This window comes from Corynebacterium sp. AOP12-C2-36 (assembly GCF_052379185.1).
Classification (GTDB): domain Bacteria; phylum Actinomycetota; class Actinomycetes; order Mycobacteriales; family Mycobacteriaceae; genus Corynebacterium.
Genome location: NZ_JBQSYJ010000005.1, coordinates 201,813 through 221,995 on the forward strand (window position 1 = coordinate 201,813; position 20,183 = coordinate 221,995).

Annotated in this window: 17 protein-coding genes and 1 pseudogene; 8 read left to right on the forward strand and 10 right to left on the reverse strand. The window is 67.4% G+C overall.

Going from position 1 to position 20,183, the window contains the following annotated elements; all coding sequences use genetic code 11:
- Positions 1-15: 15 nt before the first annotated feature.
- From ACT3UN_RS06365 to ACT3UN_RS06400, 8 genes are all read left to right on the forward strand, one after another.
- A complete protein-coding gene (locus ACT3UN_RS06365; RefSeq protein ID WP_301444147.1) occupies positions 16-480 on the forward strand; it encodes a hypothetical protein in 465 nt (154 codons plus the stop codon).
- Positions 481-487: 7 nt separating this feature from the next.
- Positions 488-676, forward strand: coding sequence for a hypothetical protein (locus ACT3UN_RS06370; RefSeq protein WP_301444146.1), 189 nt, complete (start codon positions 488-490; stop codon positions 674-676).
- A gap of 6 nt (positions 677-682) precedes the next feature.
- The gene (locus ACT3UN_RS06375; RefSeq protein WP_441583038.1) at positions 683-1,825 is read left to right on the forward strand and encodes an Asp23/Gls24 family envelope stress response protein; all 1,143 of its coding nucleotides are present in this window, start codon (positions 683-685) and stop codon (positions 1,823-1,825) included.
- Positions 1,822-2,499: a hypothetical protein gene (locus tag ACT3UN_RS06380; protein WP_444656780.1), complete on the forward strand. Its 678-nt coding sequence runs from the start codon at positions 1,822-1,824 to the stop codon at positions 2,497-2,499. The genes ACT3UN_RS06375 and ACT3UN_RS06380 overlap by 4 nt, the downstream gene beginning before the upstream one ends.
- Positions 2,496-3,059, forward strand: a complete 564-nt coding sequence (locus tag ACT3UN_RS06385) for a hypothetical protein (protein WP_301444073.1) — start codon at positions 2,496-2,498, stop codon at positions 3,057-3,059. The genes ACT3UN_RS06380 and ACT3UN_RS06385 overlap by 4 nt, the downstream gene beginning before the upstream one ends.
- A 195-nt stretch (positions 3,060-3,254) precedes the next feature.
- Positions 3,255-4,346, forward strand: coding sequence for a FecCD family ABC transporter permease (locus ACT3UN_RS06390; RefSeq protein ID WP_441583036.1), 1,092 nt, complete (start codon positions 3,255-3,257; stop codon positions 4,344-4,346).
- Positions 4,343-5,434: a FecCD family ABC transporter permease gene (locus ACT3UN_RS06395; protein ID WP_441583035.1), complete on the forward strand. Its 1,092-nt coding sequence runs from the start codon at positions 4,343-4,345 to the stop codon at positions 5,432-5,434. The genes ACT3UN_RS06390 and ACT3UN_RS06395 overlap by 4 nt, the downstream gene beginning before the upstream one ends.
- A 12-nt stretch (positions 5,435-5,446) precedes the next feature.
- Complete coding sequence (locus ACT3UN_RS06400) at positions 5,447-6,313, forward strand: ABC transporter ATP-binding protein (RefSeq protein ID WP_441579568.1); 867 nt, start codon at positions 5,447-5,449, stop codon at positions 6,311-6,313.
- Here the strand turns inward: ACT3UN_RS06400 and ACT3UN_RS06405 are convergent.
- From ACT3UN_RS06405 to ACT3UN_RS06450, 10 genes and pseudogenes are all read right to left on the reverse strand, one after another.
- On the reverse strand, positions 6,294-6,758 hold the full coding sequence (locus ACT3UN_RS06405; RefSeq protein ID WP_301443995.1) for a pyrimidine dimer DNA glycosylase/endonuclease V: 465 nt from the start codon (positions 6,756-6,758) through the stop codon (positions 6,294-6,296). The genes ACT3UN_RS06400 and ACT3UN_RS06405 overlap by 20 nt on opposite strands.
- A 25-nt stretch (positions 6,759-6,783) precedes the next feature.
- The gene (locus ACT3UN_RS06410) at positions 6,784-7,824 is read right to left on the reverse strand and encodes an ABC transporter substrate-binding protein (RefSeq protein WP_444656781.1); all 1,041 of its coding nucleotides are present in this window, start codon (positions 7,822-7,824) and stop codon (positions 6,784-6,786) included.
- Positions 7,825-7,873: 49 nt separating this feature from the next.
- Entirely contained in the window at positions 7,874-9,076 is a 1,203-nt protein-coding gene (locus tag ACT3UN_RS06415) for an isochorismate synthase (RefSeq protein WP_441583034.1), read from the reverse strand.
- A pseudogene (locus ACT3UN_RS06420) lies at positions 9,054-9,769 on the reverse strand (SDR family oxidoreductase). The gene ACT3UN_RS06415 and the pseudogene ACT3UN_RS06420 overlap by 23 nt, the downstream one beginning before the upstream one ends.
- Entirely contained in the window at positions 9,762-10,430 is a 669-nt protein-coding gene (locus ACT3UN_RS06425) for an isochorismatase family protein (protein ID WP_301444270.1), read from the reverse strand. Before ACT3UN_RS06425 ends, ACT3UN_RS06420 begins: the two are co-directional and overlap by 8 nt.
- Positions 10,431-10,926: 496 nt before the next feature.
- Positions 10,927-12,117 carry an elongation factor Tu gene (gene tuf, locus ACT3UN_RS06430; protein ID WP_444614786.1) on the reverse strand — a complete coding sequence of 397 codons (1,191 nt, stop codon included), beginning with the start codon at positions 12,115-12,117 and terminating at the stop codon, positions 10,927-10,929.
- A 411-nt stretch (positions 12,118-12,528) separates the two neighbouring features.
- A complete protein-coding gene (fusA, locus tag ACT3UN_RS06435) occupies positions 12,529-14,655 on the reverse strand; it encodes an elongation factor G (protein WP_444656782.1) in 2,127 nt (708 codons plus the stop codon).
- 113 nt (positions 14,656-14,768) lie between these two features.
- Positions 14,769-15,239, reverse strand: coding sequence for a 30S ribosomal protein S7 (rpsG, locus tag ACT3UN_RS06440; RefSeq protein ID WP_339996943.1), 471 nt, complete (start codon positions 15,237-15,239; stop codon positions 14,769-14,771).
- A 1-nt stretch (position 15,240) separates the two neighbouring features.
- Complete coding sequence (gene rpsL, locus ACT3UN_RS06445) at positions 15,241-15,612, reverse strand: 30S ribosomal protein S12 (RefSeq protein WP_444614789.1); 372 nt, start codon at positions 15,610-15,612, stop codon at positions 15,241-15,243.
- A gap of 532 nt (positions 15,613-16,144) precedes the next feature.
- Positions 16,145-20,116 (reverse strand): DNA-directed RNA polymerase subunit beta', encoded by a 3,972-nt coding sequence (locus ACT3UN_RS06450; protein WP_444614790.1) that lies wholly within the window; start codon positions 20,114-20,116, stop codon positions 16,145-16,147.
- Positions 20,117-20,183 lie beyond the last annotated feature (67 nt).

The following is a 20,183-nucleotide window of genomic DNA, read 5'->3' on the forward strand; positions in this document are numbered from 1 at the left end:
GATCTTGGAGCAACCATGAGTAGTCCCGGAGCATCCGGACCTTCCCCGGACTTCCGGAAGGATCCGGAGTACGTGCGTCTGCGTCGCCAGGTCATCCGCGAGCACCACCCCGACCGCGGTGGTACCGACGACCAGCTCATCGCCGCGCTCCGCGACCTCGACGCCCAGTGGGAACGCCGCAGCTCGCTGCGCCGGAGCGTCGAGAGCGTCAAGCTCCCCGGTTTCATTCCCGACGACGTCGCGCGCCAGGCGACCGACTTCGCCGAGCGGACGTCCGACGAGGTGCTGCGGCGCGCGGAGGATCTTCGCGCCCGCAGCTCCGTCATCGCCCACTCGCCGAAGACCCGACGCATGATGCGTGCCGCCGGGAAGTTCGTCAGGGACGCCGACCGGACCGTGCGGTCCCGGCTTCCCACCAGTTTCCCCGGTTCCCGGAGGTTCACCGAGACCGGCCCAGACGACAAGTCCGACAGAGAATGAGGTCATCATGAAGTACGCGACAATCATCGGGGTACTGCTGGGATTCCTGCTGGCCGTCGGTGCCCTGTGGCACGGCGTGGTCGGGTTCCTGGTGGTGCTCGTCCTGTGCGGGGTCGGCGGCCTCGTCGGCGCCCACCTGGAGGGCCTGATCGACCTCCGCCGCGCCTTTAACACCAGTGGCCGGGGACGGGGCTGATCCCCTGTGTCCACCCAGACAACACAGTCGGGGCCCACGGCCCCCGAGGGTGAGGTGCCGGACGCGGCGACCGCGGTCGACCTTCCGCGCAGTGCCGCCTACCGCGAACAGCGCACCCACACGTCCATCGAGCTGAAGGTGCTGGAGAAGATCGCGACACGGGCGGCACTGTCCGTGCCCGGCGTGCTGCGCCACTCCTCCGGGATTGGCCAGTTCACCGGCCGGCGACTGCCCCGGGTCTCCGTCCAGATGGACCCCGGCGGACGCGCGGCGGTCGTCGACGTCCAGATCGCCACCGCCTGGCCCGCGCCCACCGTGGCCGTGGCACAGGTGACCCGCGAGACCGTCGGTGAATGGGTCGAACACACCACCGGTGTGCCCGTGCTGGCGGTCAACGTGGACGTCACGGCGGTCGTGCCGGGTTCCGGCGATGAGGAGTCCGGTGACAGCTCCGGCGACAGCTCCAGGACCTCCGGGGTCACCCTCGACGAGTTGGTGCGCGCGCCGCGCACGCCCGAACTCACCCGCGTGACCACGGACCGACTGGACGTCACCTCCCCCACCGTCGAGCGCGCGGTGACCGACGTCCTGTCCCCCACCGCACTGGAGGAGGTGACGGTCGAGCATCCGACGGCACCGGAGTCAGTGAGCATCACCCAGGTCATCCTGAACCTGCCGCCGGCACCGCGGCACGTCTCCGCCCCGCCTCGGACCCCGGTGCGTCGTCCGACCACTCCCGCCCCGGTACAGCTCACCCCCGTCCATCTCCCGCCGCCGCCGGAGGTCGCCCATCCGGTCACCCCGCCCGTCGAACCGGTGCGCCACCCGCGCTCACCGTTCGACGCCACCCGTCCGCGTCCCCTGGAACCGGTACTCGTGGACCACGCCGACGTCGTCGTGCCCCCGCGGGCGCAGGGACTTCCTCTGCTGCGGGACGTCCCCACACCGGCCGGGCCGCGGCTGCGCGACATCCCGACCCCACGCGGGCTGGCCACCCGGGCGGTGCCGACGCCCCAGGGACTGGAGGTGACCGTCTTTCCCACCGTGCGGCACCGTCGCACGGTCCCCGTCACGGTCGACACCTCCCGCCGCTGGCGGCCGGCCGGCGCGGAAGACACCTCAACACCCGACAGGAGGAGCCCGCGGTGACGACGACACACAACGCACCCCAGCACCCCGAGCACTACCGTCCGGAACCCTCCGGCCGGTTCGCCGTCGACCTCACCACGCTGGAGGACGAGCCGCGGGACGGCGGGAAGAAGGACGGCAAGGACGCGTCGCGTCCTGCGCCGCCTGAGCCCAAGGCCGCGCCGCATGCGCGCGGCTGGACCGTCCTGCTCGGGCTCGTCCTGCTCGGCGTCACCGCCGTCATCGTCCGTGACATCCTCATCGTCACCGACACCGTCGGCGGGACGCAGCTCCTGCCGCCCGTGTTCGACTGGTTCGCCACCGTCCAGCAGGAGACGTGGATGCTGTGGGCCGGCATCGGCTGCGCCGTCGTCGCGCTCATCTTCCTCATCGTCACGCTGCGCCCCCGCAGCCGGACGCACCTCGCGTTCGACGACGACACCGCACTGTTCGCCCGCCCCGTCGACGTGGCCCGGTTGTCCACCGCCGCCGCACGTCGGGTGCCCGGGGTGCTCACCGCCCGGAGCGTGGCGACGCGCAAGAAGATCTCCGTGACCGTGGAAACCGCGGTCACCCCGGACTCCGCCGGAGCCATCCGGGACAGCGTGGCCGCCCAGGTCAACGAACTCGCCGGGCACCTGACGACGACCCCGACGGTCGACGTGAGCGTCTCCGCAGGAGGTGAAGGCAAGTGAACCGTGGCAGAGCAACCTTCGACCGGCTCGTGACCTTCCTGCTGTTCCTCCTGTTCGGAGGGCTCGCCTTCTGGGCAGTCGGAGTGCACTTCGAGTTCGGCCCCGCCGAGCGCATCGGCGAGGTCGTGGACCGCGACTTCTGGTCCGGGCTGACCGGGCAGGACAACTACACCGCCATCCTCATCGTCGCCGCCGTGGTCACCGGGCTGGTGGGACTGTTCCTCATCGGCATCAACATCGAACGGCGCCGCCTCGGCCGGGGCGCTTCACCGACGTCCGCGGCGACCGGCACGATCCGCACGTCCCCCGGGGACCTCGCGTCCGCCGTCGCCCAGTCCTTCGAGAAGCGCGACGACGTACGTTCGACGTCCTACCGTGCGACCACCGACCGCGGTACCGACATCATCGAGATCCGGTTGCGGATCCCGGCAGAGGCCGACGTGGCCGAGCTCGGTGCCGACTGCGCCCGCGCGGCCCGGGACATCACCACCGCACTCCCGGGCCAGGAGATCCTCCCCCGATTCCTGCTGCAGGTCGAGCAGCCCGCCCGGCCCCGGTAGGAGTTCGCGAGTCGGCACAGGCGGCGTGCCGGACACGCTGGACCGCAGGTCAGGGGAATATCAATCCCTTGACAGTGAGGTTAGCCTACTGATAGTGTCCCCCGGGCAAGCGAACCCTTATACGTGGTCCGCTCCACGCCGACTACGAGAAGGAAGAACGGGGTTCCCGGCTGTCCCGGGACCGCTCACGCACCAATGACACACACCCTGGACACCTCGCAGGCCCCACCCTCCGATGACGGCGACGACGGCGACAAGGACACCGTAGCGGCCTCCACGACCACCGGACTGTACGCGAAACGGGCCATCGGCCTGGTCGTACTGCTCGTCGTCCTCTTCCTGGCCTTCATCGCCAGCCTCGCCCACGGCGCCAACCCCATCCCCTACGCGGAGGTCTGGGACGCGATCTGGAACCGCGGGGAGAACGAGGCGTCCTACATCGTGTGGGACCAGCGCTTCCCACGGACGGTGATCGGCATCCTCACCGGTGCCGCCTTCGCCCTGTCCGGCGCACTGATCCAGGCACTCACCCGTAACCCCCTGGCGGACGCCGGCATCCTCGGCGTCAACGCCGGCGCGGGACTGGCCGTCACCGTGGGCGTGGGCATCTTCGGCATCGCCGGCATCACCCAGTACATCTGGTTCGCCTTCCTCGGTGCCGCCGCCACCACCGTGCTGGTCTACGTCATCGGCGTGGCCGGCGGCTCCCGCGGGGCGAACCCGGCGACGCTCGTCCTCGCCGGTGTCGCACTGGCCGCCGTGTTCGGAGGTGTGACCAGCTTCCTGCAGCTCATCGACCCCGACACCTTCGAGGCCATCCGCAACTGGAACCTCGGTTCCGTGGCCCGGACCTCCATCGCCGACGCGCAGGCCGTGATCCCCTTCCTCCTGCTCGGATTCGTGCTGGCGGTCCTGGTGTCCACCGACCTGAACTCCATCGCCCTGGGCGACGACCTCGCCGCATCCCTGGGCACCAAGGTCGTGCGCGCCAGGATCGTGACGATCCTGGCCGTCACCGTGCTCGCCGGCGGGGCGACCGCGCTGACCGGCGGCATCGGCTTCGTGGGGCTGATGGTGCCCCACGTGGTGCGCTGGATCGTCGGTCCGGACCAGCGTTGGATCTTCTTCTACTGCCTGCTCGGCGGACCGATCATGGTCATGCTGGCCGACACCCTGGGCCGTGTCATCGCCCGTCCCGGTGAGATCCAGGTGGGCATCCTCACCGCCGTCATCGGTGCCCCGGTGCTCATCGCCCTGGTCCGACGGAAGAATGCGAGCGGCCTGTGAAGACTCCTGACAGCACGATCGACTTCGGCTACACCACCCGCACCGTCCGGACCCCGTTCACCGACCACCGATTCCACATCCGCTCGGGCGTGGTCGCCTGCCTCTTCATCGGCTCGGCCGCACTGCTCGCCCTGGTGGCCATCGGCATCGGCCAGTACCCGCTCAACCCGCTGGAGGTGTTCAACGCCATCATCGGCAACGGCGAACGCTTCCACCGGATCGTGGTCGTGGAGTGGCGCATGCCCGTGGCGATCTCCGCGGTGTTCTTCGGCGCCCTGCTCGGCATCGGTGGCGCGGTGTTCCAGTCCATGACCCGCAACCCGCTGGGCTCCCCGGACATCATCGGCTTCGACGCCGGCTCCTTCACCGCCGTGACCCTGACCATGCTGGTCATCGGTTCCACCGCCTACTGGAACATCGCCTTCGCCGCGATCATCGGCGGCGTGCTGACCGCCTTCGTGGTCTTCCTGCTGGCCCGCAAGAACAAGTCGGTGCAGAGCTTCCGCCTGATCATCGTGGGCATCGGCGTCTCCGCCACCCTCGGCTCGCTCAACGCCTACCTGATCACCCGCGCCGACGTGGAGGACGCCATGATGGTCGGCTTCTGGTCCGCCGGGTCGATCAACCGGGTCACCTGGCAGTCGCTGCTGCCCGTCCTGGCCATCGGCATCCTGGTCATCGTCCTGATCGCCCTGCTGGCCCCGGCGCTCAAGCAGATGGAACTCGGCGACGACGCCGCCACCACCCAGGGCGTGAACGTGGAACGTACCCGCCTGGCCCTGATGATCACCGGTGTGGCCACGACCGCGCTGGTCACCGCCGCCGCCGGGCCCATCGGCTTCATCGCCCTGGTCGCCCCGCAGCTCGCCCGGCGCATCGCCGGCACCCCGGGGGTCACCGTGCTCGGTGCCGCCGCGGTGGGTGCCGCCCTGCTCACCTTCGCCCACTTCCTCTCGCTGGTGATCTCCCAGTTCTACCGTTCGATCCCCGTCGGTCTGCTGACCGTGAGCGTGGGCGGCGTGTACATGATCTGGCTGCTCGTCCGCGAGGCCCGCAAGCAGTACGGCGCACCGAAACAGACCAACTAACGGGAACATGGAATGACTGACTCAACGCACGGCCCCTCGACCCGCCTGAAGGCCGTCGACGCCACCATCGGTTACGACCAGCGGATCATCTCCACCGACCTCTCGGTGGATATCCCGCACGAGTCGTTCACCGCCATCATCGGTCCCAACGGCTGCGGCAAGTCCACCCTGCTGCGCGCACTCGCCCGCGTCCTGACCCCGGCGAAGGGCGAGGTCCTGCTGGACGACAAGAAGATCTCGTCCTACGGGGCGAAGGACGTCGCCCGCCAGCTCGGGCTGCTCCCGCAGACCTCCCTGGCACCCGAGGGCATCCGCGTCGCCGACCTCGTCGCCCGCGGGCGCGCCCCCTACCAGTCGCTGTTCCACCAGTGGTCGCGTGAGGACGAGCAGGCGGTGAAGGAGGCCCTGGAGGCCACCCGCACCGACGTGCTGTCGGGCCGTCTCGTCTCCGAACTCTCCGGCGGTCAGCGCCAGCGCGTGTGGGTGGCGATGCTGCTGGCCCAGCAGACCCCGATCATGCTGCTCGACGAGCCGACGACATTCCTGGACATCGCCCACCAGTACGAGCTGATGGAGCTGCTGCGCACCTTCCACGACGACGGCAAGACCGTGGTCACCGTGCTGCACGACCTCAACCAGGCCTGCCGTTACGCCGGGCACCTCATCGTGATGCGTGACGGGCGGATCGTGACGACCGGCGCCCCGCAGGACGTGATGACCCCCGAGCTCGTCGAGGAGGTCTTCGGACTGCGCGCCCTGGTGGTCCCCGACCCGGTCACCGGGACGCCGAACATCGTGCCCCTGGACCCGCGGGCGGAGAAGAACGTGGTCTCCGCGGTGAACCCGGAACACGAGAACGCTACCGCCGGGGGTCGCTGACCACCTCCCAGTCCTCGACCTCCCCCGCCACGACCCGCAACAGCGGGTGGGCGGGGATCTCGTCGTCCGGGAGGCTCGCGTCCGGCAGGTTGTCCAGCCACTCCGGCGCACGCTCGGTCACCTTACGACGCAGGTGCTCGAGCTCGTAGGCGAGCTGCCCGCCGGTGACGGGGACCGGTGTGAGGTCGTCCGGCGTCGCCGTGCCGTGGATCCGGGTACCGTCGAAGCGGTAGCCCCGTGCCGTGGCCTCCTCGCGCAGGGCCCACAGGTAGGCGGCGATCGCCTCGGTCGGGGCGTCCTGCGCGCGGAACCTCCTGAGCTGCGGGTGGGCGGTGTAACCCCGCGTCCCGCCTTCCAGCACCTTCTGCGCCAGCAACGCCTCGCGCCAGCAGGCCACGAGTGCGGCACGGTCGAGGATCGAGGGGTCAAGGCTCCACAGTCGCATGGCCGGCCAGCATACCCCTCCCGGGTCAGTTGGCGGAGGAGTCCTCGACGGCGTCCTCGAGGTTGTCGAGGACGTCGAAGGCGTCGGTGAATCCGGCGATGGTCCCCTTGCCCAGCGGACGGACCTCCCCCTGCTGGGAGGCCTCGAGGTCACGGAAGGCGGTCGACTCCATCAGTGTGTCGAGGGAGTCGGTCGTCGCGCCGTCGAACCCCGTCGCGTAGAAGACGAGGTCCGCGTCGCCGAGCACCGAGCTGAGGTTCTCCGCCGACATCTCCTGCTCCCAACCATCGGCGTCGCGGGTGGCGTCGTCGATGCCGTCGGCGAACCGGGCACCCGCCGGCGTGATGATCTCGCCGGCCATGCTGCCGGAGCCCATCGCGGTGATCTCCTGGTCGTCGTAGGAGGCGAAGAAGGCCACCCGCCGGTCGGCCAGCTCATCACCGTAGGCATCGGCGACGTCCTCCTGACGGGCGCGCAGATCCTCCTCGAGCTCCTCGTAGCGGTCGGTGCGGTTGACCGCGTCGGCGATCTGCGCCACCCGGCCGGACCAGTCCGCACGCTCGTGCCCGGCGTGCGTGTAGATGTAGGACGGAGCGAGTTCCCGCAGCTTCTCCACGATCTCCTCGTCCACCATGTTCGGCACGAGGATCAGGTCGGGCTCCAGCGCCGCGACGGCCTCGAGGTCCGCCTGGCCGTCCCGGCCGATGTCCGGAACGTCCTTCATCCGCTCGAACTGCTCCTCGGTGAGCAGGGACCTGGTGGCCGTGCCGTTCTGGCCGGCGGGTTCGGTCCCCAGGTCCAGGAGTGCCTGTACAGCGGCAAAGTGCAGGGTGACGATGGTCTGCGGGTCCGCCGGGACCTCCACCTCGTTGCCCTCGGAATCCGTCACCCTGCGCACGTCCCCGTCGGCCACGTCGGTGACCGAGTCGGAGTTGGAGCCGTCCTCCCCGTCAGTGCTGCATGCGGGCACCGCGAGGAGCAGGGCCGCGGCGAGGACGCCGGACGCCGCGCGTCGGCGGGCGTGGCGGTTGGGAACGGTGGCTGAGGGGTGCGGGAAGGACGTCATGAGGGGATCATGACACATTCCGAACCCTTAGGCCAGGCTTTCCTATTATCTAGACACTGACGGCGCGACGCTGCTGGTTCTGCAGGACGCGCGCGAAGGTGGCGAACTTCGTCGCCGTCTCCTGGTGTTCCTCTTCCGGCACGGAACCGGCGACGATGCCGGCCCCGGCGAAGAGCTGCGCCCGGGGGCCGTCGACGACGCCGCCGCGCAACGACAACGCCCACTCGGCGTTGCCGTTGGCGTCCACCCAGCCGACCAGACCGGAGTACATACCGCGGTCGAAGTCCTCCAGCTCCCCGATGAGCTCACGGGCGGTCGCCGTGGGCCAGCCGCAGACGGCGGGTGTGGGGTGCAGGTCGTAGAGCATCTTCATCACCGACGCCGGCGAACCGACCCCCGGCAACCGGCCGGTGATCCGACTGCCCAGGTGCAGGATCACCGGGGTGGACACCACACTCGGCGCCTCCGGCACCACCACGTTGTTCGCGTGACGGTGGAACACCTCCCCCACCTGGTTGACCACGTGGCCGTGCTCGGCGCGGTCCTTCGGCGAGGTCAGGAGGTTGCGGGTCAGGTCCCGGTCACGCTCCGGGTGCTGACGGTCCCGCGGCACCGAACCCGCCAGCGGGAAACTCGTGACCGCACCGCGCCGGCTGCGCAGGACGAGCTCCGGGCTCGCCCCCACCAGCGAACCCTGCGACTCACCGAGGGCGGCGCGGTAGATGTAGGCGTGCGGGTTCGCCGCACCGAGGTCGGCGACGAGCCGGTCGAGGTCGAAGTCCTGCTCCGCCTCCAGCGACGCCGTCCGGGCGAGGACGACCTTCTTGAGCTCCTCGGCCTCGATCCGCTCCACGGCGCTGGCCACCGCGCGGCGGTAGCCGGGCGAATCCGGCAGCGACAGGGGTTCTGCGGCGGCGTTCGCCGCCGTCGCAGCGTCCTGCGCCGCGTCCTGCGCCGCGTCCTGGGCCGTCTCCTGGGCCGTGTCACCGACGGAACCCTCCCGCCAGGTGACCTCCTCGGGCACGTAGAGGACCGCGGGACGTCCAGTGTCGAAGGGGATGCACCCGACGACCGGCCCCTCGTTGCCCAGGTGCACGAGCAGGGACTCGACGGCGTCGGCGACACTGTCGCCGTCCCACACCGACGGGTCCACGACCTGCTTCACGCCCCGGGCCGACAGCCGGTACTCCGGCGTGGAGAACTCGAACAACATGTCATCGGTACGCGGGTCAACGCTGGCTGGCACCACCATCGACGACCACCTCCTGGAGGGTCATGTGACGGGAACCGTCACCGGTGAGAAAGACGACGACCGAGGCGATGTCCGACGGATCGGCGATTCGCCCCAGCGGAATGCCCGACTTGAACAACTCGGGCTGACCGGCGACCAACGACTCCTCCGAGCCGAGACCGTCGATCATCGACGTGCGGGTGGTGCCCGGGCAGACAACGTTACACCGCACGCCACGGGGCCCCAGCTCAAGGCCGAAGGACCTCGTCACGCTGCTGGCCGCCGCCTTGGACGCCGCATAGGCGACCATCCTGGAGCGCGGCACCGAGCCGGCATTGGACCCGATGGTGACGATCGAGCCACCGCCGCGCTCCGCCATCCGCGGGCCCAGCGTGCGGCACAAGGCGAAGACGCCGAAGGCGTTGACGGCGAACTGGCGGTCCCAGTCCTCGTCGCTGGTCTCCTCACCCGGTCCACCGGGCCGACCGAGGACCACACGTCCTCGACGATCGTCGCGACCTGGTCGGAGTCCGAGACGTCCAACCCCACCTGGTGGAGGACGCCCGGCAGTTGCGTCCGCACACGGATGACACCCGCGTCGTGGGACACGTCGGCCGCGGAAACCGTGTGACCGGCCTCCAGAAGTCGGGTCACGACGGCGTTACCGATACCGCCCGCCGCGCCCGTGACAAAGACATGGGACAACTCAACCACGCGCCCCGACCGCAGCCGCCGGACGTGCGAACTGGGTGAGCCCGTCGACGACCGACGCCGTGTCCGTGACGAGGCCGCACCGCGACGCGGCGAAGTCCAGGGTGTGCCGGTGGTCCTCCGGGGTGAAGTCCGCCATCGCGTCGGCGACCAGGAAAGGCTTGACGTCGCGCATGAACGCGGAGGTCGCCGTTGTCAGGCAACCGATGTGGGCGTACACGCCGACGATGATGAGCTGGTCGCGGCCGTCGCCGGCGAGCATGTCCTCGAAGTCCGAGCGGGAGAAGGCGTCGTAGCGCCACTTCGTGAGCACCGTATCGGCCTCACGCGGGGCGAGGTCGCCCACGATCGCCTGGCGGCCGTCGTCGGTGAGGCCGGGGCCCCAGAAGTCACCGAGGAGCCCGCGGTCGGAGGGGTCCTGGTTCGGCGGCTGAGCGGTGTAGAACACCGGGACACCGGCGGCGTCCGCGGCCTCGCGCAGCCGACGGATGTTGTCGATGACGGTGGCGACCATCGGCGAGTCCTCGCCAAACGCGTCGATGAAATACTCCTGCATGTCATGGATCAGCAGAGCTGCGTGAGGGGCATCAAGCTGCCAGTCCGCGCGATTCCGCGGCAGGGAATCGGCGGCGGGCAACGGGTAAGGTGCAATCGCGGGTAGCACGACGTCCTCCTAAAAGGGTGTGAGGGTATACCGCCATAAGCGACGGCGGCAACAGCGTACCCTACCCTGGCTTCACGTATACCAGACCTATCTATGTCATTTGTCACATGCGCGCAGTATTGACACAACTGTCCCGCCACGGACACCGGGACGACATCTGCGCAGCGTATCAGCGGACAATGGCGTTCACCACTGGCTTGAGGGTTGGCGGGTTGCCAGGATATTGGCAGCGGGGCGTGGGCCGGGGAGGTCCTGCGGGGCGCGGTGGGGCCGTTCGGAATAACCACCCTTCCAGGCAGCCGTTCGGCCCGTTTCCCTGCCTGGAAGGGTGATCGCACTGCATGGCCACTCCCCTACGCCTGAGGGGGGGGGACGCGAAGGAGGAGCGGGCATGCAAAAAGGACTGCCCCCTCCCGTGCGAACACGGGTGGGGGCAGTCCTCAGTGTCGTCCATCGCGCCGGAGCGCGGGGACGGACCCTGTCAGGTCAGATCAAACTACTTGTTGATCTTGGTGACACGGCCGGCGCCGACGGTGCGGCCACCCTCACGGATGGCGAACCGCAGGCCCTCGTCCATGGCGACCGGCTGGATCAGGGTGACGCTCATGTCGACGTTGTCGCCGGGCATGACCATCTCGGTGCCCTCCGGCAGCTTCACGACGCCGGTGACGTCGGTGGTGCGGAAGTAGAACTGCGGGCGGTAGTTGTCGAAGAACGGGGTGTGGCGGCCGCCCTCATCCTTGGACAGGATGTAGACGGAGCCCTCGAACTCGGTGTGCGGGGTGTAGGCACCGGGCTTGGCGATGACCTGACCGCGCTCGACGTCCTCGCGCTTCAGACCGCGGAGCAGCAGGGCGGCGTTGTCGCCGGCCTCAGCCGAATCCAGCAGCTTGTTGAACATCTCGATGGAAGTCACCGTGGTCTTGGTGGACTTCTCGCGGATGCCGATGATCTCGATCTCGTCGTTCAGGTTCAGCTCGCCACGCTCGACACGACCGGTAACCACGGTGCCGCGGCCGGTGATCGTGAAGATGTCCTCGACGGGCATCAGGAACGGCTTGTCGGTCTCGCGCTCCGGATCCGGGATGGAGTCGTCGCAGGCCTGCATGAGGTCGACGATCGCCTGGGTCCACTTCGGGTCGCCCTCGAGCGCCTTCAGAGCGGAGATCTGGACGATCGGGGCCTCTTCGTCGTAGTCCTGCTCGCCCAGGAGCTCACGGACCTCCATCTCGACGAGCTCGATGAGGTCCTCATCGTCAACCATGTCGCACTTGTTCAGCGCAACGAGGATGTAGGGAACGCCAACCTGGCGAGCCAGCAGAACGTGCTCACGGGTCTGCGGCATCGGGCCGTCAGTGGCGGCGACGACGAGGATCGCACCGTCCATCTGAGCAGCACCGGTGATCATGTTCTTGATGTAGTCGGCGTGACCCGGCGCATCCACGTGTGCGTAGTGGCGCTTCTCGGTCTGGTACTCCACGTGGGAGATGTTGATCGTGATGCCACGCTCACGCTCCTCCGGCGCCTTGTCGATGGCGTCGAATGCGAAGGCCTGGTTGAGCTCCGGGTAGGTGTCAGCCAGAACCTTCGTGATAGCGGCAGTCGTCGTGGTCTTGCCGTGGTCGACGTGACCGATGGTGCCGATGTTAACGTGCGGCTTAGTACGCTCGAACTTAGCCTTCGCCACTGTGGTGTCCTCCTGGACTCTTCGGTGACTACGACTCTCGCAGCCACGGGGATTATGTACTCCGGTACCGGGTCCACTGCTGGTGCAGCAGCCGGAACACCGGGTCTTTCATTGTGCCGATTACAGCATCGTACAGCGCGTTGGCGGCCGTGACATCCCCGCACCGGAACGGCGGGATTGAAAGGGCTTCCTGCCTACACGCAGGTGCTGGGTAACGGCCAGCACTCTGCATCCTACTGCAACCTGCGCCGCAGCGAAAACCGCGTGGTGACGGCAGGTTACGAGGATACCGGGTGCTGACCCCTACCCTCCCCCGTGGACGGCCGGTGTCACCAGCCGGAGGCTGGGCCGGCGTCCGCGGGGAGGACGAGGTCGCGTCCTTCGGCCGGGGCCGAGGGAGGCGGCGGAGAACTAGGCGTTGCCCGTGCGCTCCGCGATGATCTCGGTCGCCACGGAGGAGGGAACCTCACCGTAGGAGTCGAAGATCATGGTGTAGTTCGCACGACCCTGGGTCTTGGACCGCAGGTCGCCGACGTAGCCGAACATCTCGGACAGCGGGACCTTGCCCTTGACGACCTTGGCGCCGGAGCGGTCCTCCATGGCCGAGACCTGGCCACGACGGGAGTTGATGTCGCCGATGACCTCACCCATGAACTCCTCAGGGGTGGTGACCTCGACAGCCATCAGGGGCTCGAGCAAGACCGGCTTCGCCTTGGCGACGCCTTCCTTCAGGGCCTGGGAACCGGCGATCTTGAACGCCATCTCCGAGGAGTCGACGTCGTGGTACTGACCGTCGATCAGGGTGGCCTTGATGTCGACCAGCGGGAAGCCCGCCAGGTAGCCGTACTGCATGGCGTCCTGGATGCCGGCGTCCACCGAGGGGATGTACTCACGGGGGATGCGGCCACCGGTGACGGCGTTGACGAACTTGTAGTTCGCGTCCTCGCCCTCCTCCAGCTCCTCGGGATCCGGGTTGTACGGCTCGAGGGCGATGATCACCTTAGCGAACTGACCGGAACCACCGGTCTGCTTCTTGTGGGTGAACTCGATCTTCTCGACGGGCTTGCGGATGGTCTCGCGGTACGCGACCTGCGGGGCACCCACGTTGGCCTCGACCTTGAACTCGCGCTTCATGCGGTCGACGAAGACGTCGAGGTGCAGCTCGCCCATACCACCGATGATGGTCTGGCCGGTCTCGTCGTCGAGGTTGACGGTGAAGGTCGGGTCCTCTTCGGTCAGGCGCTGGATGGCGACACCCAGCTTCTCCTGGTCCGACTTGGTCTTCGGCTCGATGGAGACCTTGATGACCGGGTCCGGGAAGTCCATGGACTCCAGGAGGATCGGGTCGTTGATGTCGCAGAGCGTGTCACCGGTGGTGGTCTCCTTGAGACCGATCATCGCGTAGATGTTACCGGCGTGGGCCTTGTCGACCGGGTTCTCCTTGTTGGCGTGCATCTGGAAGAGCTTGCCAACGCGCTCCTTCTTACCGGTGACGGCGTTGAGGACCTGCTGGCCCGGCTCGACGTTGCCCGAGTAGACGCGCACGAAGGTGAGCTTGCCGAAGAACGGGTGAGCGGCGATCTTGAAGGCGAGAGCGGAGAAGGGCTCGTCGTCGTTGGGCTTGCGGGACATCTCGACGTCGTCGTGGCCCGGCTTGTGGCCCTGGATGTTCTCGACGTCCAGCGGGGACGGGAGGTAGTCGATGACCGCGTCCAGCACCGGCTGGATGCCCTTGTTGTGGTACGCGGTACCACAGAGCACGGGGTAGATCTCGGAGTTGATCGTCAGCTTGCGGATGGCAGCCTTGATCTCCTCGAGGGAGAGCTCCTCGCCCGCGAAGTACTTCTCCATGAGTGCCTCGTCGGACTCGGCGACGGACTCGAGGAGCTTCTCGCGGTACTCGGCGGCCTTGTCGGCGAGATCGGCGGGGATCTCCTCGTAGGTCGACTCAGCGCCGACCTCGACGCGGCCGCGCCAGGTGATGGCCTTCATGGTCAGCAGGTCGACGACGCCGTCGAAGTCGTCCTCGGCGCCGATCGGGAGCTGCATGACCAACGGCTTCGCACCGAGGCGGTCGATGATGGTCTGAACGGTGAAGTAGAAGTCCGCGCCCAGCTTGTCCATCTTGTTGACGAAGCAGATGCGGGGGACGTCGTACTTGTCGGCCTGACGCCAGACCTGCTCCGACTGGGGCTCGACGCCCTCCTTGCCGTCGAAGACGGCGACGGCGCCGTCGAGGACGCGCAGGGAGCGCTCGACCTCGACGGTGAAGTCGACGTGGCCGGGCGTGTCGATGATGTTGACCTGGTTCTCATCCCAGAAACAGGTGACGGCGGCGGAGGTGATCGTGATGCCACGCTCCTTCTCCTGCTCCATCCAGTCAGTGGTGGAGGCACCGTCGTGCGTCTCGCCAACCTTGCGGTTGATGCCGGTGTAGTAGAGGATGCGCTCGGTCGTCGTGGTCTTACCAGCATCGATGTGCGCCATGATGCCGATGTTGCGGACCTTTTTCAGGTCCTTCTGCACTTCTTGTGCCACAGTCTATTCCCTCGGTGTTGTTGGAATGTCGTAGATGATTGTGCCATCGACCGGGCGACCACGCAGGTTCCACGCCGGCCGGGAGGAGTCACCCGGGGGTGACTCCTCTCAGATCACCAGCGGTAGTGGGCGAAGGCGCGGTTGGCCTCGGCCATCTTGTGGGTGTCCTCGCGACGCTTGACCGAGGCGCCGAGACCGTTGGACGCATCCAGGATCTCGTTGGCGAGACGCTCGGTCATCGTGTTCTCGCGGCGCTGACGGGTGAAGGTGACGAGCCAGCGCAGGGCCAGGGTGGTGGAGCGACCGGGACGGACCTCGACCGGGACCTGGTAGGTGGCGCCACCGACGCGACGGGAGCGGACCTCGAGGGCCGGCTTCACGTTGTCGAGGGCCTTCTTCAGCGTGAGGACCGGGTCGGTACCGGTCTTGTCGCGGCAGGCCTCGAGGGCACCGTAGACGATGCGCTCGGCGGTGGACTTCTTGCCGTCCAGCAGAACCTTGTTCACGAGCTGGGAGACGATGACGTCGTCGTAGACCGGATCCTTGACGACGGGACGTGCGGGTGCGGGACCTTTACGCGGCATTCTACTTCTCCTTCTTGGCGCCGTAGCGGGAACGGGCCTGCTTGCGGTCCTTGACACCCTGGGTATCGAGGGAGCCGCGGACGATCTTGTAGCGGACACCCGGGAGGTCCTTCACACGACCACCACGGACGAGCACCATGGAGTGCTCCTGGAGGTTGTGGCCCTCACCGGGAATGTAGGCGGAGACCTCGATGCCGGAGGTCAGTCGCACACGGGCGACCTTACGAAGAGCCGAGTTCGGCTTCTTCGGGGTGGTGGTGTACACGCGGGTGCACACGCCACGACGCTGGGGCGAGCCCTTCAGCGCAGCCGTGGCAGTCTTGACAGACTTGTCGTGGCGGCCCTTTCGGACCAGCTGCTGGATAGTAGGCATAAACCGACTTTCTGCTTGTTCGTGTCCTGCCGTGCCCCGGGCTCTCCCGGTGCTGATGCCGGTGGACGCTCGTGGTCGGACGAGACCTTCTTCGAGATCATTTCCCTGCTGTGTCAGTCGCGTCTTTGTTTTGAACGTGCCGAAACCCCTCAGCCGCTCTCGCTGGCCTACGGGGTAGAAGTTCATATCCGACCGGAAGAACCGGCAGACGCGTCCTGATAACTGGGACTGTGGCCTGACACTACCCGACACGCCGCATACCACCAAATCCCCGCCCCCGCCGCACCCGGGCCACCGCCGAGATCCGTACTATACAGCCGTACCAGACATCGTTCCCGGCCACAGGCCCGCGAACGCCTCCCCGCCGTTTCAATTCATCGCCCCTGGACGCGCACTGGTACGTACGTATCAGGTATGGACCCCGCGACCGCCCCTCCCCCACGAACGACGAAGACCCGGCCCCCTTTGAAAGGGGACCGGGCTTTGCTCTGCTTCGCGGGTGGGCCGGCGGCGCTAGGCCACCGGGCACCTGCTAGTTCAGGTCGATGTCGTCCAGCGGGACGGCAGCGCCGGTGAACTCACCGTAGGAGTCGTCACCGTAGAAACCGTCACCGAAGGTGGACGGCAGCTGGTAGGCGGCCGCGCGGGCCTCCTCGGTCGGCTCCACCGCGATGTTGCGGTACTTGGAGATACCGGTACCGGCGGGGATCAGCTTACCGATGATCACGTTCTCCTTGAGGCCGATGAGCTTGTCGGAACGCTTGTTGATCGCAGCGTCCGTCAGCACACGGGTCGTCTCCTGGAAGGAGGCGGCCGACAGCCAGGAGTCGGTGGCCAGCGAGGCCTTGGTGATACCCATGATCTCGGCACGCACCTCCACCGGACGTCCACCGGTCTGCACCGCAGCCTTGGAGGCAGACACGGCGTCGGCGTGGTCGACGAGAGAACCGGGCAGGTACTCGGTCGAGCCGGAGTCGATGACCGTCACGCGACGCAGCATCTGGCGCACGATGATCTCGATGTGCTTGTCGTGGATGGCCACACCCTGGTCACGGTAGACCTTCTGGACCTCGTTGATCAGGTGCTGCTGGACGCCACGGCGACCCATCACGCGGAGCACCTCGTGCGGGTCAGCGGAACCCTTGAGCAACTGCTGACCGCGGGAGACCGAGTCGCCCTGCTTGATCTGACGCTCGAAGTCGCCGACCTTGATGACGGCCAGACCCTGACGCTTGGACAGCTTCTCGTACACGACCTCGTCCGAGCCGTCGGCCGGGATGATGGTCAGGGTGTAGAAGTTGTCGTCGTCCTCGATCCGCACCTTGCCGTCGACCGAGGCGATGGGCGCCTTGGCCTTCGGGACGCGGGCCTCGAACAGCTCCTGGACACGGGGCAGACCGCCGGTGATGTCTCCACCGACACCACCCTGGTGGAACGTACGCATGGTCAGCTGGGTACCCGGCTCACCGATGGACTGCGCGGCGACGATACCCACGGCCTCACCGATGTCAACCTTCTTACCGGTTGCCATGGAACGTCCGTAGCAGGTCGCGCAGACACCGGTGGCGGTGTCACAGGTCATCACGGAGCGGACCTTCAGGGTAGCGACACCGGCGTCGACGAGCTGCTGGATCTCCGGGTCGCCCAGGTCCTGGCCGGCCGGGATGACGACGTTGCCCTCGGGGTCCACGGCGTCGGCGGCGAGGAAACGGCCGGTGGCCGCGGTCTCGACGAACTCCGCACGACGGAACTTCCCGGTCGGGTTGCCCTCGGCGTCCGGCACAGCCTCCGCCAGCGGGATGGTGACGCCCTTGGACGTGGTGCAGTCGTCCTCGCGGACGATGACGTCCTGCGCGACATCCACCAGACGACGGGTCAGGTAACCCGAGTCGGCGGTACGCAGCGCGGTATCGGCCAGGCCCTTACGCGAACCGTGGGAGTTGTTGAAGTACTCCAGCACCGACAGTCCCTCACGGAAGGAGGTCTTGATCGGACGCGTGATGTAGTCACCACGCGAGTTCGTGACCATGCCCTTCATACCGGCCAGCGTCCAGATCTGACGCATGTTGCCGGCCGCGCCGGACTTCACGATCATCGGGATCGGGTTGTCGTCCGGGTAGAGCTGCTCGACGGACTCACCGACGAAGTCGGTGGCTTCCTTCCACAGGTCGACCAGGGAGTTGTACCGCTCCGTCGCGTTGATCTTGCCGCGAGCCATCTTCTTCTCGATGACGCGGGCACGCTCCTCGTAACGGTCGAGGATCTCCTTCTTGTTCGGCAGGACCAGCACGTCGTGCATGGTGATGGTCACGCCGGAACGGGTCGCCCAGTAGAAACCGGCGTCCTTGAGCTTGTCCACGGTCTGGGCGACCGTGATCATCGGGTACTTCGCGGCGAGGTCGTTGATGACCGCGGCCTGCGGCTTCTTGGCCATGACGTCGTCGACGAAGGGGTAGTTCCACGGCAGCAGGTCGTTGAAGAGCACGCGGCCGAGGGTGGTGTGGGCGAGCCACACCTCCCCCTTCTGCCAACCGTCGGGGAAACGCTCGGCCTCGACGTCCGCCGGCGGACGCAGGTGGTCGATGCGGACCTTGATCGGGGCCTGCAGACCCAGGACGCCACGGTCGCGGGCCATGATGGCCTCGGCGAGGGTGGAGTACACGCCCCGCTCGGGACCGTTCTCGTCGGCCGGGGTGTAGGCACCCTGGCCACCGATCTCGTCCACGGACTTCTGCAGCGTCAGGAAGTACAGGCCGGTGACCATGTCCAGACGCGGCATGGCCAGAGGCTTACCGGACGCCGGGGACAGGATGTTGTTCGAGGCGAGCATCAGGATGCGGGCCTCGGCCTGGGCCTCGTCGGACAGCGGCAGGTGCACAGCCATCTGGTCGCCGTCGAAGTCGGCGTTGAAGGCCTCACAGGCCAGCGGGTGCAGCTGGATGGCCTTACCCTCGACGAGCACCGGCTCGAAGGCCTGGATACCCAGGCGGTGCAGGGTGGGCGCACGGTTCAGCATCACCGGGTGCTCGGCGATGGCGTCCTCGAGCACGTCCCACACCTCGGGACGCTGACGCTCGACCATCCGCTTGGCGGACTTGATGTTCTGCGCGTAGGACTTCTCGACCAGGCGCTTCATCACGAACGGCTTGAAGAGCTCCAGGGCCATCTGCTTGGGCAGACCACACTGGTGCAGCTTCAGCTGCGGACCGACGATGATCACCGAACGACCGGAGTAGTCGACACGCTTACCGAGCAGGTTCTGACGGAAGCGGCCCTGCTTGCCCTTGAGCAGGTCGGACAGCGACTTCAGCGGACGGTTGCCGGGGCCCGTGACCGGGCGGCCGCGGCGGCCGTTGTCGAAGAGCGCGTCGACGGACTCCTGCAGCATGCGCTTCTCGTTGTTCACGATGATCTCGGGTGCACCGAGGTCCAGCATGCGCTTGAGGCGGTTGTTGCGGTTGATCACACGACGGTAGAGGTCGTTGAGGTCGGAGGTCGCGAAGCGGCCACCGTCGAGCTGCACCATCGGGCGCAGCTCCGGCGGGATCACCGGGACAGCGTCCAGGACCATGCCGGCCGGGTCGTTGCCGGAACGCAGGAACGCGGCGACGACCTTCAGGCGCTTGAGGGCGCGCAGCTTCTTCTGGCCCTTGCCGTCGCGGATGATCTCGCGCAGCTTCTCGGCCTCGGCCTCGAGGTCGAAGGAGCGGATGAGGGTCTGGATGGACTCCGCGCCCATGCCGCCGGTGAAGTAGTCCTCGTAGCGGTCGACGAGCTCGGTGTAGATGCCCTCGTCCACGATCATCTGCTTCGGGGCGAGCTTGACGAAGGTGTTCCAGATCTCGTCGAGACGCTCGACCTCGCGCTCGGCACGCTCACGGATGTGGCGCATCTCGCGCTCGGCGGAGGTCTGGACCTTGCGCTTGGCGTCGGCCTTGGCACCGGCGGCCTCGAGCTCGGCCAGGTCGGCCTCGAGCTTCTCGGAACGCTCGGCCAGATCGGCGTCGCGCTCGTTCTCGACCTCCTTCTTCTCCACCAGCATCTCGGCCTCGAGGGTGGTCTGGTCGTTGTGGCGACCTTCCTCATCCACGGAGGTGATGATGTTGGCCGCGAAGTAGATGATCTTCTCGAGATCCTTCGGAGCCAGGTCCAGCAGGTAGCCCAGACGGGAGGGCACACCCTTGAAGTACCAGATGTGCGTGACCGGGGCGGCGAGCTCGACGTGGCCCATGCGCTCACGGCGCACCTTGGACTTCGTCACCTCGACACCACAGCGCTCACAGATGATGCCCTTGTAACGGACTCGCTTGTACTTGCCGCAGGCACACTCCCAGTCACGGGTGGGCCCGAAGATCCGCTCGCAGAACAGACCGTCCTTCTCGGGCTTCAGGGTGCGGTAGTTGATGGTCTCCGGCTTCTTGACCTCGCCGTGGGACCAACGACGAATGTCGTCGGCGGTCGCGAGACCGATACGCAGTTCGTCAAAGAAGTTGACGTCCAGCACGTGGACTCCCTTTCCCCTCCGTCTTCATACGGAGGGCGGTAGTACGGGTGGTGCAGTGAAAAAAGGT